The 15,607-nt window shown below is 72.9% G+C and carries 15 protein-coding genes; 9 read left to right on the top strand and 6 right to left on the bottom strand.

Going from position 1 to position 15,607, the window contains the following annotated elements; translation table 11 throughout:
* Positions 1–403: 403 nt before the first annotated feature.
* From VD659_RS04095 to VD659_RS04085, 3 genes are all read left to right on the top strand, one after another.
* On the top strand, positions 404–745 hold the full coding sequence (locus VD659_RS04095) for a TfoX/Sxy family protein (protein ID WP_137836579.1): 342 nt from the start codon (positions 404–406) through the stop codon (positions 743–745).
* Positions 746–827: 82 nt separating this feature from the next.
* The gene (locus VD659_RS04090) at positions 828–1,283 is read left to right on the top strand and encodes a hypothetical protein (RefSeq protein WP_423259845.1); all 456 of its coding nucleotides are present in this window, start codon (positions 828–830) and stop codon (positions 1,281–1,283) included.
* On the top strand, positions 1,280–1,747 hold the full coding sequence (locus VD659_RS04085) for a winged helix-turn-helix domain-containing protein (protein ID WP_423259844.1): 468 nt from the start codon (positions 1,280–1,282) through the stop codon (positions 1,745–1,747). Before VD659_RS04090 ends, VD659_RS04085 begins: the two co-directional genes overlap by 4 nt.
* A 292-nt stretch (positions 1,748–2,039) precedes the next feature.
* Here VD659_RS04085 and VD659_RS04080 read toward each other — a convergent pair whose 3' ends face one another.
* Positions 2,040–3,044 carry a DNA-3-methyladenine glycosylase 2 gene (locus VD659_RS04080; RefSeq protein WP_423259843.1) on the bottom strand — a complete coding sequence of 335 codons (1,005 nt, stop codon included), beginning with the start codon at positions 3,042–3,044 and terminating at the stop codon, positions 2,040–2,042.
* A gap of 184 nt (positions 3,045–3,228) precedes the next feature.
* Between VD659_RS04080 and VD659_RS04075 the strand changes: the two genes are divergently transcribed.
* Entirely contained in the window at positions 3,229–3,453 is a 225-nt protein-coding gene (locus VD659_RS04075) for a response regulator (RefSeq protein WP_137836583.1), read from the top strand.
* Positions 3,454–3,537: 84 nt separating this feature from the next.
* On the opposite strand, the gene VD659_RS04070 is transcribed toward VD659_RS04075, so the two are convergent.
* Positions 3,538–4,386, bottom strand: a complete 849-nt coding sequence (locus VD659_RS04070) for a helix-turn-helix domain-containing protein (protein WP_423259842.1) — start codon at positions 4,384–4,386, stop codon at positions 3,538–3,540.
* 75 nt (positions 4,387–4,461) lie between these two features.
* On the opposite strand from VD659_RS04070, the gene VD659_RS04065 reads away from it, so the two are divergent.
* Together VD659_RS04065 and VD659_RS04060 are read left to right on the top strand one after the other, a co-directional pair.
* A complete protein-coding gene (locus tag VD659_RS04065) occupies positions 4,462–5,019 on the top strand; it encodes a VOC family protein (protein ID WP_423259841.1) in 558 nt (185 codons plus the stop codon).
* A 60-nt stretch (positions 5,020–5,079) separates the two neighbouring features.
* Positions 5,080–5,958, top strand: coding sequence for an alpha/beta fold hydrolase (locus tag VD659_RS04060; protein WP_423259840.1), 879 nt, complete (start codon positions 5,080–5,082; stop codon positions 5,956–5,958).
* 36 nt (positions 5,959–5,994) lie between these two features.
* Here VD659_RS04060 and VD659_RS04055 read toward each other — a convergent pair whose 3' ends face one another.
* Positions 5,995–9,678, bottom strand: coding sequence for a glycoside hydrolase family 2 TIM barrel-domain containing protein (locus tag VD659_RS04055; protein WP_423259839.1), 3,684 nt, complete (start codon positions 9,676–9,678; stop codon positions 5,995–5,997).
* A 114-nt stretch (positions 9,679–9,792) separates the two neighbouring features.
* Between VD659_RS04055 and VD659_RS04050 the strand changes: the two genes are divergently transcribed.
* The gene (locus VD659_RS04050; RefSeq protein WP_423259838.1) at positions 9,793–10,428 is read left to right on the top strand and encodes a TetR/AcrR family transcriptional regulator; all 636 of its coding nucleotides are present in this window, start codon (positions 9,793–9,795) and stop codon (positions 10,426–10,428) included.
* On the opposite strand, the gene VD659_RS04045 is transcribed toward VD659_RS04050, so the two are convergent.
* The 3 genes from VD659_RS04045 to purD all read right to left on the bottom strand — a co-directional run bounded on the left by VD659_RS04045 (position 10,408) and on the right by purD (position 14,667).
* Positions 10,408–11,673 carry an MFS transporter gene (locus VD659_RS04045; RefSeq protein WP_423259837.1) on the bottom strand — a complete coding sequence of 422 codons (1,266 nt, stop codon included), beginning with the start codon at positions 11,671–11,673 and terminating at the stop codon, positions 10,408–10,410. The two genes, VD659_RS04050 and VD659_RS04045, sit on opposite strands and share 21 nt — an antisense overlap.
* Before the next feature lie 74 nt (positions 11,674–11,747).
* Positions 11,748–12,401 (bottom strand): ArsR/SmtB family transcription factor, encoded by a 654-nt coding sequence (locus tag VD659_RS04040; protein WP_423259836.1) that lies wholly within the window; start codon positions 12,399–12,401, stop codon positions 11,748–11,750.
* A 52-nt stretch (positions 12,402–12,453) separates the two neighbouring features.
* Complete coding sequence (gene purD / locus VD659_RS04035) at positions 12,454–14,667, bottom strand: phosphoribosylamine--glycine ligase (RefSeq protein ID WP_423259835.1); 2,214 nt, start codon at positions 14,665–14,667, stop codon at positions 12,454–12,456.
* A 72-nt stretch (positions 14,668–14,739) separates the two neighbouring features.
* On the opposite strand from purD, the gene VD659_RS04030 reads away from it, so the two are divergent.
* Positions 14,740–15,102, top strand: a complete 363-nt coding sequence (locus VD659_RS04030) for a sterol carrier family protein (protein WP_423259834.1) — start codon at positions 14,740–14,742, stop codon at positions 15,100–15,102.
* Positions 15,103–15,197: 95 nt separating this feature from the next.
* Complete coding sequence (locus tag VD659_RS04025; protein ID WP_423259833.1) at positions 15,198–15,605, top strand: hypothetical protein; 408 nt, start codon at positions 15,198–15,200, stop codon at positions 15,603–15,605.
* Positions 15,606–15,607: the final 2 nt, after the last annotated feature.

Here is a 15,607-nt window from a genome sequence, read left to right as displayed (position 1 = left end):
AGGGGCGCGGGGTGCGTGGGTGCTCGCGCTGGGGTGGCGGACGCTTGCGCGGGAGGGCTCAGCGCATTCGAGTGCCCTCCTGCGTGCCGAGCCGCTGCTCCGGCCCGCGTGCGCGGGTGCGAGGGTGCTCGCGCTGGGGTGGCGGACGCTTGCGCGGGAGGGCTCAGCGCATTCGAGTGCCCTCCTGCGTGCCGGGCCGCCGCTCCGGCCCGCGTGCGAGGGTGCCTGCCCGAGCGCGGTGACCTGACCAGACCTGACCTGTGCGTGGGTGCGGGCGACCGCGTTCGAGGCGCCTGCCGGGGCGCTCGGCCCTCCGCGTGCACACGGTGGCGGGGCTACGCTGTGCGCAGCGGGAGGCGCCGACGCCCCGCGATGCCGTCGTCGTCACAGGGAGGAGTCGCCCGTGCCCGCACCCGTCAGCTCGGTCGAGGCCGTGGAGCACTTCGACGCGCTCGCCGCCGAACTCGGCGACCCGGCCATCGCCCGCGGCCGCATGATGGGCCGCCTCACGCTCACCCGGGCCGGCACGATGTTCGCGTGCCTGAACGGCGACGAGCTCGGACTCAAGCTCGGGGCGGGAACACCCGAGCATGCCGCCGCGCTCGCCGTGCCGGGCGCTGAGCTCTTCGATCCTTCGGGCAAGGGCCGCCCGTTCCGTGGCTGGGTCAGCCTGCCGCTGGATGCCGCCGAGCAGTGGCTGCTCGTGGCCGGCGACGCGCTCGCCTTCGTCGCGGCCGATGAGTGATGACCGGATGTCGAAAGTACTTTCCATGGTGGAAAGTTAATGCGAAGATGGAATCACAGACCGTCGAACGAAGGTGACCATCATGAACGAGACCGGCCACGGCATCCTCACCCCCGCATCCGCCCGTGAACTGCTCGGTGCCGCCGGCGCCGGGCGTGAGCACGGCGATGCCCTCGTCCGCCGCGCCTGGATCGGGCCCGCCGTGAGCGTGGTGATCGGCCTCCTGATGGGCGCGTTCCTGCTGGCGGCCGTCTACCTGTTCCCCACGGCGACGCCGCTCGAGGCGGCGGTGCTGAGCGGGGGATACGCGCTGGGCATCGTGGCGGCCGTGACGGCCTACAACCTCGGGCGCCGGGTGACGCCGGCGGGATGGCTCCGGCGCTACGAGAAGGGGCTCGCGATCTCGTGCGGGGTGTTCTTCGTGGCGCTCGCGCTGTCGTTCCTCGTGGGGGAGCGGTCGCCGGCGCTCTGGCTGCCGCTCGCCGTGGTGACGGCGCTGCCGATCGCGCTCGCCGGAACGCGGCGGGCCGCGCGATGACGGCGACGGAAGCGCCCGGCACCAGCCCCACCGGCTCCATCGCCCCCGCTGCCCCCGCCGCGGCGGCCCTGACCGCGGACGCCGGTGCGGCCTCCGGTACCGCCCCGGCCGTCGGCCCCACCCTCGCCGCCGGCGCCCCCAGCGCCGCCGGCGGTGATGGCTCCCGGCACTCCCACCCGCGTCACCGGGTCGACGAGCTGCTCACCTCGCCCGTGCGGCTCAGCCTGGTCGCGGCGCTCAGCCGGGCGGACGAGATCGAGTTCGGGGTGCTGCGCGATCGCATCGAGGTGAGCGACTCGGTGCTCAGCAAGCAGCTCGCACAGCTCGAGGCGGCCGGCTATGTCGCGGTACGCAAGGGCTATCTGGGGAAGCGCCCGCGCACCTGGCTCACGCTGAGCGCCGAGGGCCGTGTGGCGCTGAACCAGCACCTGGCCGCCCTCGAGGCCATCGTGGCGGGGGAGTAGCGCGCGCGACCCGCGTCAGAGGGCGGGGGCGCCGGGTCGCGCCAAGTGCTGCGAGAGCTCCTCCGCCGAGCCTCATGCGCGACCCGGCCCAGGCCGGCCGGAGTGGGCCGACCTGGGCCGGCCGGCCCGCCAGAGCCGCGCAACCGAAGGCGGGGCGCCGGGTCGCGCTAAGTGCTGCGAGAGCTCCTCCGCCGAGCCTCATGTGCGACCCGGGTGGGCCGGCCGGAGTCGGCCAACCTGGGCCGGCCGGCCCGCCAGAGCCGCGCAACCAAGGGCGGGGCGCCGGGCTGAGTCAGCTCGCGGCGCCCGGCGCACCGGCGCCGGCCGCCAGTTCCGCCGCGAGGTTCGCGCGCAGCAAGAGGGTCACCCAGGTGCGGTAGGGCGCCCAGCCCTCGCTCAGGGCGGCCAGCTCCGCCGCATCCGGAACCGCGTCGAGCCCGTAGGCGAGCGCCACCGCAGGCCCGAGCCGGCCCTCGTGCAGTGGCGCGTGGTCGGGATCCCCCGCTCCGCGCAGCAGGATCAGCTCGGCCGAGAAGGGCCCGATCCCGGGCATCGCCCGAAGCGTCTCGAGCGCCTGCTCGCGCGGCAGCGCCCTCAGCCGGGCGCTGTCGACCACGTTGCGCCGCGCGGCCTCGCCGAGCGCGCTCAGCCAGTCGATCTTGGGCCCGGTCAGCCCGCGGAACCGGCTCGAACCCACCCGCTGCGCGAGCCCCGCCAGCACGGCCGGCGCCGGGAACGCGTGGTGCTCCACCCCGTTGATCACCACCGTCTCACCGAGCTCCGCCGCGAGACGCGCCTTCGTGGCGGCGGCTTGCTCCATGCGCACCCGCTGCCCGATGATGGCCCAGGCCGCGGCTTCGTACCACGACCAGAAGCACACCGGCCGCAGCCCCGGGTAGCGCTGCTGCAGCCGGGCCACGACGGGGTCGTGGTCGCCGAGCGCCGAGAATGCGCTGCCGTCGACGTCGAGCGAGAGGATGCGCTCCACCTGCGCCCGAGCGGCCGAGAGCTCCGCCCGCTTGAGCGGGCGCGCCGAGTAGAGGCGGCCGCGCAGTTCCTGCCCGTGCTGCTCGAGGCTCACGCCCACGGTCTGCCATGAGCCCTCCAGCGCGAACGCGAAATCGAGGGTGCCGGGTGATTCGGCCTCGTAGGCCGCGGGGGCGAAGCCCTCGAGGAACCGGATGCTCGACTCGAGCGAGAACGGCCCCCGCGCGGTGATGGTGAAGGAGCCGCGCGCGACCGGGCGCGCCCCGCCGCTGTCGTGCGCATCCGCCATCTCGGCCTCCCGTGCACTCATCGTGCGTGCACTCATCATGAACGACGCCGCCGACATCCACCACCCCACCACCCCACCACCCCACAGCCTCACCACCGTGCGGCCGCGCCGTAGACCGCGCACCCCTGTCTCTCCCACCCCACAGCCCCACGCGGGATCCGGCCGGTGCGAGCGACGAGGCACCGCATCCGGGTAGCCTGGACCGATGACCACACCAGCTCTCGCCCACCTCTCCGGCGGCCCCCTCGACGGCCAGACCATCGCGCTCGACGACGGCGCCCCCGAGGAGCTCGTGCTGCCCTACAGCGAGGGCCAGCTCGTCTACCTCCTCGTCGCCGACTCCGACGGCGCCGAGGGCCCGGCCACGGCGCAGTACCGCTTCAACGAGGTCTCCGAGATCCTCGTCGAGGGCAAGTACGACGAGCACTGACGCCGCTCGCCCCGCGCGCTCTCCCTCCGGACGGAAGGAGATTCGAGGGGCCCATCGACGAAAAGCGCCCCTGAGCGCCGAATCTTATTCCGTTCGGCGGGCACTCCGCGGGGTCTGACCCAGGAACTGCGCGAAGCGGCGCGAGAAGTGGGCGTAGTCGGCGTAGCCGAGCTCGGCCGCGAGCGCGCTGAGCTCGGTCTCCGGGTGCGCGAACAGCGTCGTCGAGGCCTGCTGCAGCCGCCGGCACTCGATCAGCCACTTCGGCGTGACCCCCACTCGGGCGCGCACCAGCCGCTCGAGCGAGCGGGTGCTGAGCCCGAACCGCTCGGCGAGCTCGGCCGCGCGCAGGATGCCGGGGTCGTTCTCGGCGGCCGCGCACACCCGGTTGACGAGCACGCCGTCGGCGCCTACGTCCGTGGCGATCGGCAGGAGCCACGCCCGGAGCGCGAGCACCAGCGCCCGCCGCGCGGGTGCAGCCGCGCCGGCGACGTCTCGCGCGGAGGCCGCGGAGGCCACGGACGCCGCGGCGCCCGCCTCCTCCACCGCCTCTCCCATCGCGCGCGTGACCCCCACGAGCGGCGCGCCGGGCAGAGGCTCGGCGGCGCCCACGAGCTCCACCGGCGGCGTCGCGCTCAGCAGACGCCCCGCCGCCGGCCGGAACAGCACCCCCACCACCCAGGAGGCCCCACGCAGCTCCTCCACGAACAAGCGCGGATCGGGCCCCGCGAGCGTCGCTTCGCCGGGCCGGAGGATCGCATTGAACGCCGGATAGCCGAGCACCCGCTGCGGCCGCACCTCGCCGGCGGGCACATTCCAGCGCGCCACCCACACGTGCCGCACCAGCTGCTCGAGCCCGGCGCCGAGCTCGAAGCGGTCGAAGGCGACCTCGGCGTCGCCCGGGTTGAGGTGCCCGGTGGACTGGGGCTCGGGCATCCGTCTCTCCTTCCGCGCGTGCCGCTGTCGCATTTGTTCAAGACCGGCCGGGGCCGATGCTCCTAGCTTGGACGCATGAGCACAGAATCCACCACGCCCACGACACCGCCCACCCCCGCGAACGGCGAGCACACCACCAACGGGATGCCGCACGGCTCCACCTCGCTCACCCCGCACCTCGTGGTGACGCCGGCCGCCGCCGCGCTCGAGTTCTACCGCGACGTGTTCGGCGCCACGATCGTCGACGTCACCCGCTTTCCGGCGCCCGAGGGAGGAACGGATGCCGCAGGCGCGCCCGTCGAGATCGTCGCCCACGCGGTGCTCGACTTCGGCTCCGGGATGCTCACCCTGAGCGACCCCCTCGAGGCCTACGGTCTCGTGGCCGGCGACCCCGCCCGCGGTCACGACTTCTCGATGGCCCTCTACCTCCCCGACGTCGACGCGGTCACCGCCCGCGCCGCCGCGGCCGGCGCGACCGTGCGGGAGCCCGCCACCACCTTCGTGTCGGGCGACCGCTTCTCCTCGGTGCTCGATCCGTTCGGAATCCGCTGGTCGCTGATGACCCGCGTCGAGGACCTCTCGCCGGCGGAGAGCGCCCGCCGCGTCGCGGAGTGGGCGGCCACCCAGGGCTGAGACCGGCGGCTCGTGCCCGCCGCGCTTGCCGCGCGCGGTGTGACCCGGCAGAGTGGGGTGATGTCGAGGCTCGGAGACGCGATCGAGGGGCTCCGCGACCCCCATGCCCCCCTGCTGCACGTCGCGGCCGACACCGGGCAACCGGATGCCGGCGGCAGCGCCCACAGGCCCGGCGCCTCGGCCGCCAAGAAACCGGTCGCCGTGATGATCCACGGCATCGCCTCCTCCTCCGCCACCTTCGTGTACGTCATGCCGCTCGTCGAGGCCACCCACCGCGTGATCGCCATCGACCTGCTGGGATTCGGCGGCTCGCCCGTGCCCGAGCATGCGGAGTACACGCTTGAGGAGCACGTGGCGGCCATCGCGCGCACCATCCGCTCACTGCACCTCGATGAGCCCTTCGTGCTGGTGGGCCACTCGCTCGGCTGCCTCATCGCGGCCCGCTACGCGGCCACCCACGAGTCGCACGTGTCGAAGCTCGTGCTCGTGGCACCGCCCGTCTACCTCACGCCGCAGGAAATCGCCGACCCGCGCTCGCGCCTGCGCATGCAGGGCTACCTGCAGGCCTACCAGTACTTCCGCGAGAACAAGGACTTCACCATCGCCCGCGCCGCCGTGGTGTCTCGGATGCTGCCGGTCGCCCACGTCATGGAGATCACCGAGCAGAACTGGGTGCCCTTCGTGAAGTCGATGCAGCACTGCATCGAGCAGCAGACCGTCATCAGTGACCTCGCCCGGGTCGACCGCCCGGTGGAGGTGGTCTACGGCCGCTTCGACGAGTTCCTCGTGCCGGGCAACCTGACCATCATCGAGAAGATGCGCGGTGTCACCACGCACGTCGTCAACGCGAGCGACCACATGATCCGCAAGCCCATGGCGCGGGTGGTGGCGAAGGCGATCGAGTCGCCGAGTGCCGAGCCGCGCGGCTCGGGCGGGTAGCCCGGCGCCGGCGACGGCCCCGCCCGGCCCGCCCGCTCAGCGCAGGGGCGTGAAGCGCAGCGCGAGGGTGCGCGCCTGCGGGCGCAGGGCGTACTCGGGCCACACGTCGGGGCCGCAGGCGCGGGAGCCGAGGCCGTTCTGGGCGGCGTCGATCCAGAGGTAGACGTGCTCGGAGGCCGGCAGCTCGTGCGGGTGCCTCGCCGCGTCGACCTGCTCGGCCGTGTGCCGGCGGAGGGTGAATCCGGGGCGCCGGCCCAGCGCATCCGGAGCCGCGTCGATGCGCAGCCAGGGCTCGCCGCCCTCGAACAGAACGAGTTCGCGCAGCTCGCTGCGGTGACCGCTCTCCTGCGGGCGGGCGTACTCGACCACGAGGTCGTCGACCGCCGCCGAGTACCGCCCGACGAGCGCCGAACGCCGGCTGTCGGGGTAGGACTCGCGTTCACCCGCACCGAACCACTCCGCCCGGTCGACCGTCGACGGCAGCGCGAACCGCACGCCCAGGCGCGGCCAGCGGATGCGCCAGTCGCCCATCGGCTCGAGGTCGACGCGCAGCACTGCGGAGGCGCTCCCCGGCTGCGTGCTCCAGCGCTCCTCGGAGCGCAGCGCCTGGTGCGAGTCGGCGGCCGCATAGCGCACGCGCCGATGCGAGCCGTCGGGTGTGCTCAGCTCGGTGCGGGCCGCGAGCCGGTCGAGGCCGGCGCGCCGCCAGACGGAGGCGTCGGAGGGGGCGCGCTCGCCGCGCCAGGACTGCTGCGGATCGACCGTGTCGTAGGAGCCGAAGCCCTCGTCGCTGAACGGATCGCCGCCCTCGTCGTTGTCGGTGGGCGCCCGCCAGAGCTCGGCGCGGGGGCCCTCCACGGGGAGTCCGCCGAGCGCGGCCAGCCGGCCGCCGGTGAACGTGGCGGGTGCCGGTGCCGGTGCGGGTGCGGGTGCGGCGCCGAGCGCTTCCCCGGAGGCGGCCGGTGCGGGTGCTGCAGACCGCGCGCCGCCCTGGGCGGCGTCGGCATCGGTGTCGGCGTTCGCGGCGCGCACGGCCGTGGACTCGGCCACGCCCGCTGCGGCGGCGACCGATCCGGTCTCCGACGGCATACCCGCACCACCGCTGCGCGCCCACGAGGGCACGGCGGCGGCACCGGTCGGCGCTGCGAGCACTTGCTGCCCGGCCGAGACGAGGTGCCCGGCCGGGGCCCACGCGGTGTCGTGCGCGAGCACGGCCTCGACGGTGAGCCACACCTCGGCAGGAGTCGTGGCCGGGGCGGCGACGGCAGCCGCGGCGGCGGGTGCTCCGGTCTCGGCGCTCGACGCGGCACTGCGGCCGACCGCGTCGGCAACGGCGGCGGCGATCCTGGGCGGCACGGGCATCCGGATGCTCGACCCGGCCACCACGGAGACGCCCGGGTCGAGCGCGCCCGCGGCCACCTCGTGCCCGTCGTGGGTGACGCTCCAGCGGAGCGCGATGTCGCTCAGGTCTGCCGAGTGGCGGCGGTTCTCGACGACGATCGTGGGGCGTGCGTCCGAGGTCGGCGCCGACGGGATGCCCGCCACGGCGAGCCCGCCCGCCGCGCGCGATCCGCCCGCGACGTCCGCTGCGGCCGGAACAGCCGTATCCGGCGTCACTGCGGCCGCGGCATCCGTCGCCCGGCTCGAGGACCCGACCGACCCGACCGACCCGGCCCACCTGGCGAACCCAGCGGGCCCGCCGAAGCCGTCGAACCCGACCCGCACCGGCGCCACCACGTGCTTCCACTCGAAGAGCGCCGGCGAGGGGGTGCCGTCGCTCAGCACCATGCCGTCCATCACGAAATTGCCGTCGTGCACCAGCTCGCCGAAGTCGCCGCCGTAGGCGTAGAAGGGCGTGCCGGAGGCGTCGCGGTGGCGCAGGCCGTGGTCGCGCCACTCCCACACGAAGCCGCCGTGCAGGCGCGGGTGGGTGTCGACGAGCTCTTCGTACTGGTCGATCGCGCCCGGGCCGTTGCCCATCGCGTGCACGTACTCGCAGAGCAGGAACGGCTTCGACCGTTGCCGGGCCGACTCGGCGGCGGTACAGCCGAGCAGCAGGGCGGTGTCGTCGTCGCGCCCGATCGAGCGCGTCTCGGGAATCGCGCTGTACATGCGCGAGTAGACGTCGGTGTAGGCGCCGGTGTAGTCGCCCTCGTAGTGCACCGGGCGCTCGGGGTCGCGCGCGTGCACCCACGACGACATCGCGGCGAGGTTGCTGCCCGTGCCCGACTCGTTGCCGAGCGACCAGATGACGATGCTCGGATGGTTCTTGTCGCGCTCCACCGTGCGTTCGATGCGGTCGAGGTAGGCCTCGCGCCACTCCGGGTCGTCGCTCGGGTTGTGCAGCCACGACTCGTGGGTGCCGCGCTTGTCGAAGGCGTGCGTCTCGAGGTCGCACTCGAGGATCACCCAGAACCCGAGCTCGTCGGCGAGGTCGAGCAGGCGCGGATGCGGCGGGTAGTGGCTCGTGCGGATCGCGTTGACGTTGAACTGCTTCATCTGCGCGAGGTCTTCGCGCGCGAAGTCCTCGTCGAACACGCGGCCGCGCTCGGGGTGGGTCTCGTGGCGGTTCATTCCATGGAAGACCACACGGCGGCCGTTCACGAGGAAGCGGTCGCCGCGGATCTCGACCGTGCGGAATCCGAGACGCAGCTCGATGCTCTCGGCCGGCGTGGAGACGGTGGCGTCGTAGAGGCGGGGGAGCTCGGCCGACCACGGCTCGACGCCGGCGACCTCGATCGGGGCGACGGAATCCAGGGTCTGCCAGGTCTCGTCGATGTCGAGCTCGGGCACCCGCAGGGTGACGGGGAAAGTGGCGCCACGGAGTTCGACCTCGATGCGGCCGAGGCCACGGGTGGCGGGTGCGGGGGCGCCGGCGGTTCCGGATGCACGGGTCAGGGTGGGCGCATCCGGGTCGGTCGCGGACGCGGGGCCCGCCGAGGTGGGCACGGCGCTCGCCGAGTCGATTCCGGTGAAGCCGGTGCGCACCCAGACGTCGTCGATGCCCCCGATCGGCCGCAACTGCAGGGTGACGGAGCGGAAGATGCCGGGAAGCCACCACTGGTCCTGGTCTTCGACGTAGGTGGCGCCCGACCACTGGTGCACGCGCACGACGATGAGGTTCTCGCCCGGGCGGAGGGCTGCGGTGACGTCGAACTCCTGGGCGAGGCGGCTGCCGCTGCCGACGCCGATCTCGATGCCGTTGATCCAGACCTTGTAGCGCGATTCGACGCCGTCGAAGCGGAGGAGGACGGGGGCTTGCGGTTCGTCGGCGTCGGTGCCGGTGCCGGCATCGGCGGTGGTGTCGGCGACGGTACCCGCGGTGGCGCTTAGCCAACCGGCCGGCAGGTCGAAGGTGCGCCGATGGTCGCCGGTGGGGTTCGCATCCGGAACGAACGGCGGGTCGAGCGGGAACGGCAGCTGCACGTTCGTGTAGATCGGGTGTCCGTACCGGCCCTCGCCCTGCAGCACCCAGTGCGAGGGAACGGGAAGGAGATCCCAGCCCGAGTCGTCGAAATCGGTCGCGGCGACCCCCTCGACAGCTTCTCCCACGGGCAGCACGCCCTCGGATCCGGGCTGCCCGGGCGCAGCCGGCAGCAGACGGAAGCGCCAGTCTCCGTCGAGCGACAGGGTGGGCGCGTCGCTGTGGAGCCAGGAGCGGGCGGGGCGGCGGGCGCCGTGGCCGGGAGAGGTGTCGGTGAGGTAGCTGAGCTGGGGCACGGCAACACGCTAACAGCAAAATCGAGTGACTACTCGAAAGAATCCCCGATGCGCGTGCGTCGCTCTCGCGGGCGGCCGTCGGTGGGCTACTCTGACGGCCATGCGGGAAACCACGTGAGTACCGAGGCGGAGCGCAGCCCGAAACCGGCGGGCCGGCGTGGGCCCGGCGCGAAGTCGGCCGAGCGGCGCCAAGCGATCGTCGAGGCGGCGCACGAGGTCTTCGCCGAGCGCGGCTATCACGCGGGCTCGTTCCAGGAGATCGCCGACCGTGTCGGCATGAGCCAGACCGGGCTTCTCTACTACTTCCCGAGCAAGAGCGAACTCCTGCTCGAGGTGCTGCACCGGCGCGATGCGGTGTCGGCGGGGCGCGTGGAGGCGCGGTGGGGGGATGCGTCGAACTCCGCGATGTCGTCCGGTCTCGTAGACGGCATCCTCGCGAGAGCCGAAGCGAACAAGTCGATCCCCGGAGTCATCGAGCTCTACACCGTGCTCTGCGGTGAGTCGGCGACGGCCGGGCACCCCGCGCACCCCTATTTCGTCGACCGTTTCGAGAATCTGCGCACGCGCTACGCCGCCGAACTGCGCGAGCTCCAGGCGCAAGGACTGCTCCGCGCCGGAGTCGACCCCGACCGCGCCGCGGCATCGCTCATCGCTCTCTGGGACGGCATTCAGCTTCAATGGCTCCTCGCTCCGGATCGGGTCGACGTCGTGGCCTGCCTCCGTGACTACCTAGAGCAACTCTTCGAATAGCGAAGACGAAGACGCCCGCGCCCGCCGCTCCTGCCGTAGAGCCGGGAGGTAGAACAGGGCCCCCGCGATGCTCACCGCCCCCGCAACCGCCATCGCGAAGCCCGTACTCGCGAGCTCCGCGAGCGGCGTCAGCGCGAGCAGCCCCAGACTGTACGCACCGCCGGCGACCATCGAGTTCATCGAGAGCACGACCGTGCGGTTGCCGGCCGAAGCCTGCCGGTGCAGCAGGGTGCTGTGCATCGGTCCCGCAGCACCGTGCGTCACGTACGCGAGCCAATATGCGGCCACCAGGCCGACGGGTCCTGCGGCGAAGCCCATCGCCACGACGAACATCCCATTCAGGATGCGCGCGCCGATGGCGCACCACACCACACCGACTCGACGGCTCGCGAGACCGGCCAACGCGGCGCCGCCGGCGAACAGCGCCCACGCGGCAGCGGAAGCCGGCCCGAAGAGAGCGCCCGCCGCGCTGTCACTCCCGAGCTGTTCCGCGAGCTGCACCGGGGTCAGCGTCTCGAAGGCGATCATCGCGAGACTCCAGAACACCTCCACCAGCACGAGACCGCGCAACGCCGGTGAGCCGAGCAGCAGACGAAACCCGTCCGCGACGACAGAGCCGAGCCCGCCCACGTTCAGCCGGGGTGCCCGTGGCCTGCCCGACGAGCTCGCTCGGCCCAGCGATCGCCTCTCCTCCCGCGATAACCGTGGAGGGCGCCGGCGCGTCTCCCGCACGAGAGCCGCGACCAGCACGGTGTGCAGCATGTACAGCCCGACCGACACCACGAACGGCAGCACGAGCGCCGACGATCCGGCGATCGGATGCCACGCCACGAGCGCGCCGCCGGCGAGCGCCCCCACGGCGATCGCCATACCCAACACGGTGGCGGCCCGAGAGAGACCTCGCGCGACGGGAGCCTCGCCATCCGCCCCCTGTGCCGCATCCACGAACCAGGCCTCCAACGGGCCGGAATCCAAGGCGCGGAAGACGCCTTGAAGAATGAGTGCGAGTGCGAACACCCAGAACGAATCGGCGAGCACCATGAGTGCGGCGGATGCGACCGCCAACACGCCCGAGGCGACCAGCAGGGGGCGCCGACCCCAGGCATCCGCGATGCCACCCGTGGGTAGCTCGAGGGCGAGCACCACGAATCCCTGCAGGGAGAGCAGCACCCCGACCTGCGCGAGCGGGAGGCCCCGTTCCATCGGCAGCAGCACCGTCAGGCCGAAGACGAGCCCGACCGGCAACCACCGAGTGCCGGTGAGCAGGAGCAGGCGTCGTTCGGCCGCGCGGGCGCTCAGCGGTTCGGGGCGACGGGTGTTCAGTGCTCCGCCGAGGTGTCTGCGTCCGCGCCCTCGGCCTTCCCTCTCGAGCCCGGCGACACCGGCGGCGCTTCCCCGTCGATCGGACTCGAATGCACCGCGACCTGCACCCGCCGCGCGCGGGGGTCGCCTGCGCCCAGAGTGCGGAATCGGCTGAACACGGCGTCGAGCTCCTCTTTCAGGGCAACGGCTTGCTCGGGCGTCATCACCAGGATGGTGTCGCTCAGCCCCACGGCGTCGATCCATTCCGCCGGCCACGATTCCTGCGTATCGAGCCAGTGCTCCGCACGGGAGGCGAACTGCCGCACGTAGTCGCGCTGCAACCAGCCGAGTGCGGTGCGGGCGTCCTCATCGCCGGCGAAAGCCGAGTTCGTCCACGAGTGGAAGTCGGTACTGGCCCGCCAGAGCCGGCGCTTGCCGACACCCTCGCCGGTGTCGGCGACGAGGCCGACACCCTCGAGGGCCCGGAGGTGGTAGCTTGTCGCGCCGGTATTGGTGCTCAGTGCCGTGGCGAGCTCGGTCGAGGTCGCGGGGCCGTGCAGCCGCAGCCGGCCGAGGATGCGCGACCGCAGCGGGTGGGCGAGCACCCGCACGGCGCGTTCATCGAGTTCGATACCGACGTAGTCGTCGTGGCGGGTGCGGTGGGCTGTCATGACCCGATCTTCTCATGCACAGAATGTGTGCACAATAGTTGTGCACGAGATGTTACGCGCGGGTGCCCGTGAGCCGCTCGAGCAGTTCGCGGTAGCGCAGCACCGTCTGCTCGACGATCTCGGGCGGGAGGGTGGGCGGAACGCCCTCGCCGTCCCAGTTCGCCGCGAGCCAGTTGCGCACGATCTGCTTGTCGAAGCTCGCCGTGCGGTCGCCGGAGTCGTAGCCGGCGGCATCCCAGTAGCGGCTCGAGTCGCTGGTGAGCACCTCGTCGGCCAGCGTGATCTCGCCCGTCTCCGGGTCGCGTCCGAACTCGAACTTCGTGTCGGCCAGAATCACCCCGCGCGCCTCGGCGATCGCCGCCGCCCGCCGGTAGACCGCGAGCGACAGCTCGCGCAAGGCCTCCGCCACCTCGGGACCCACGAGCTCCACGGTCTTCTCGAAGCTGATGTTCTCGTCGTGCTCGCCCATCGGCGCCTTGTAGGCCGGGGTGTAGATCGGCTCGGGCAGACGGTCGCCGTCGGCGAGCCCCGCGGGCAGCGGCACGCCGCACACGCTCTGCGAGACCTGGTACTCCTTCCAGCCGCTCCCCGAGAGGTAGCCGCGCACCACGCACTCGATCGGGAACATCTCGAGCGACTTCACGACCATCGAGCGACCGGCGATCGCGGCAGGCACCGGGGGAACGGATGCGCCCACGTCGCCGGCATCACCCTCCTCGCCCTCCTCGACGAGGTGGTTCGGCACCTCCGCCAGCTGGTGGAACCACCAGCGGCTGAGCGTGGTGAGGAGTTCGCCCTTGCCTGGGATGCCCGGCTCGAGCACGTGGTCGAACGCGCTCACGCGGTCGCTGGCCACCACGAGCAGGGCGGCGGGTCGCGCATCCGGGGTCGCTGCATCCGGAGCCCCGTCGGCCGCCTCGGCGGGCACGTAGAGCTCGCGGACCTTGCCGCTGTAGAGGTGCCGCCAGCCGGGCACCGGGGTCGAGGCCTGCCCACCGCCCGGCACGACCCGGGCGGCGATGTCGCTGCGGTACTGCGCTCCCTCGAGGTGGATGCCCTCGAGCACCCCGTAGACCCGGTCGCGCGCGGTCGCGAAGTCGGGAGCCGTCGCCACCACGCTCAGCACGCGGCCGCCGGTGGCACGGATGTCGTCGCCGTCGCGATCGGTGGCGGCGTGCATCACGCTCACGCCCTCGGCGCCGACGGCGTTCTCGAGGCCCGTGATGATGCGGCCGGTGACGGGGGAGCCGGGGTAGTTCTCGCTCGCGAGCACCACGGTGACGGCGACCTCGTCGCGGAACGACGGCCGGGCGTGGTCGCCGAGCGTGCCGGTGGCCGCGGCGAACAGCAGGGCGCCGAGCGGGCTCTCGAGGCGCGGCAGCACCACCTGGGTCTCGGGGTCGCCGAAGCGTGCGTTGAACTCGATCACCCGCAGCCCTTTCGGCGTGAGGATGAGGCCGCAGTAGAGCAGTCCGATGAACGGGGTGCCCTCGGCGGCGAGCTGCCGCACGGTGGGCAGCGCCACGGTGTCGATCACCTCATCGACGAAGGCCTTCTCGCTGCCGAACTGCTCGTCGAGCCAGGGCAGCGGGGAGTAGGCGCCCATTCCGCCGGTGTTGGGGCCCTCGTCGCCGTCGAGCAGGCGCTTGTAGTCCTGCGCGGGGGAGAGCGGCGCCACGTCGTGGCCGTCGCTCACGAGGAAGAGCGAGATCTCCTGGCCGTCGAGGAACTCCTCGATCAGCACCTCGCCGTGCTCGAGCCAGTGCCGGGCGTGCGCGGTGGCCGCGTCGAGATCGGTGGTCACGAGCACGCCCTTGCCGGCGGCGAGCCCGTCGGCCTTCACCACGTAGGGGGCGCCGAACTCGGCCAGCACGGCCTCGGCCTCGGCGAGGGTGCCGGCGTTGCGGGCGCGGCCGGTGGGCACGCCCGCCGCATCCATGATTCGCTTCGCGAAGGCCTTGCTGCCCTCGAGCGCCGCGGCCTCCTTGCCGGGGCCGAACACCGGGATGCCGCGGGTGCGCAGGGCGTCGGCCACGCCGGCCACGAGGGGGGCCTCCGGGCCCACGATCACGAACTGCACGTCTTCGGCGATCGCGTACTCCGCCACCTCGTGGGGGCTCTCCGCGTCGAGCTGCACGGTCGGCACGTCGGCGGCGATGCCGGCGTTCCCGGGAGCGGCGATGATCTCGTGCCCGGCGTCGTCGCGGAGCAGAGCGGTGATGATGGCGTGCTCGCGCGCGCCCGAACCGAGGACCAGGATTTTCACCCTCCTAGCCTAGGCGTTCGCCCCCGGCCCGGCTCGATCCGCGAGACCGGGGCGCCGGGGTAGCGTGGAGGCATGGGCAAGGCACGAATCTCCGAGGCCGAGGGGGCTGCGGCGGTCGCGGTCGCGACGGGCGACTTCGAGACCGCGAGCCGCGACACCCGCGCCACGGCCGTGCGCTACCTGCTGCAGGTGCTCGCGGATGCGGCTGTCGGCAACTCCGTCGAGGTGCGGGTGCCGCCCTTCGGTGCCGTGCAGTGCATCGAGGGCCCCGGCCACACCCGCGGAACCCCGCCGAACGTCGTGGAGATGGATGCGCGCAGCTGGCTCGAGCTCGCCACCGGCACGTTGACGTGGGCCGACGGCATCGCGACGGCGCGCATCCACGCCTCGGGTCAGCGCGCCGACCTCACGGGCTACGTGCCGGTCGCGCTGTAGCCGCCCGGCGCCGGCCGGGGGTGCGTGCCGCGACGGCGCGGCCTCTCCTCCCGCATCCGCACGGGACGTCCAGCCGGGTGCGCGAGAATGGAAGGGTGAGTGACCAACCCGACCCCACCGCCGACCTCGACACCACGCCGGTCGCCGCGCCCACGGGAGCAGAGGCGGCCGAGTCGTCCGTGCCCGCAGCTTCGCCGGCCGTCGAGGTCGTCAGCTCCGAGACCTCCACCGTCACGGTGCGTCGCGCGCCGCGCTACTACCGCTTCATGATGGTCGGGCTCGGGGTGGGCCTCGTCATCACCGTCATCCTCGTGCTCAGCTTTCCCACGCAGAGCGACTACAGCGCGCTGCAGGTCATCGGCTTCGTCGGCCTGTTCATCGTGGCCATCTGCGTGGGGCTGGGTGCGCTCGTGGCGATCGCGCTCGATCGCGCCAGCCGCAAGCGTGCGCGCCCCGTCGAGGCGCAGCGGATCGAGGAGCACGACCCGACCGCTGCGGAGTAACC

The organism is Herbiconiux sp. 11R-BC (assembly GCF_049472555.1).
Classification (GTDB): Bacteria; Actinomycetota; Actinomycetes; order Actinomycetales; family Microbacteriaceae; genus Herbiconiux.
This window is presented reverse-complemented; position numbering and strand designations above follow the sequence as displayed.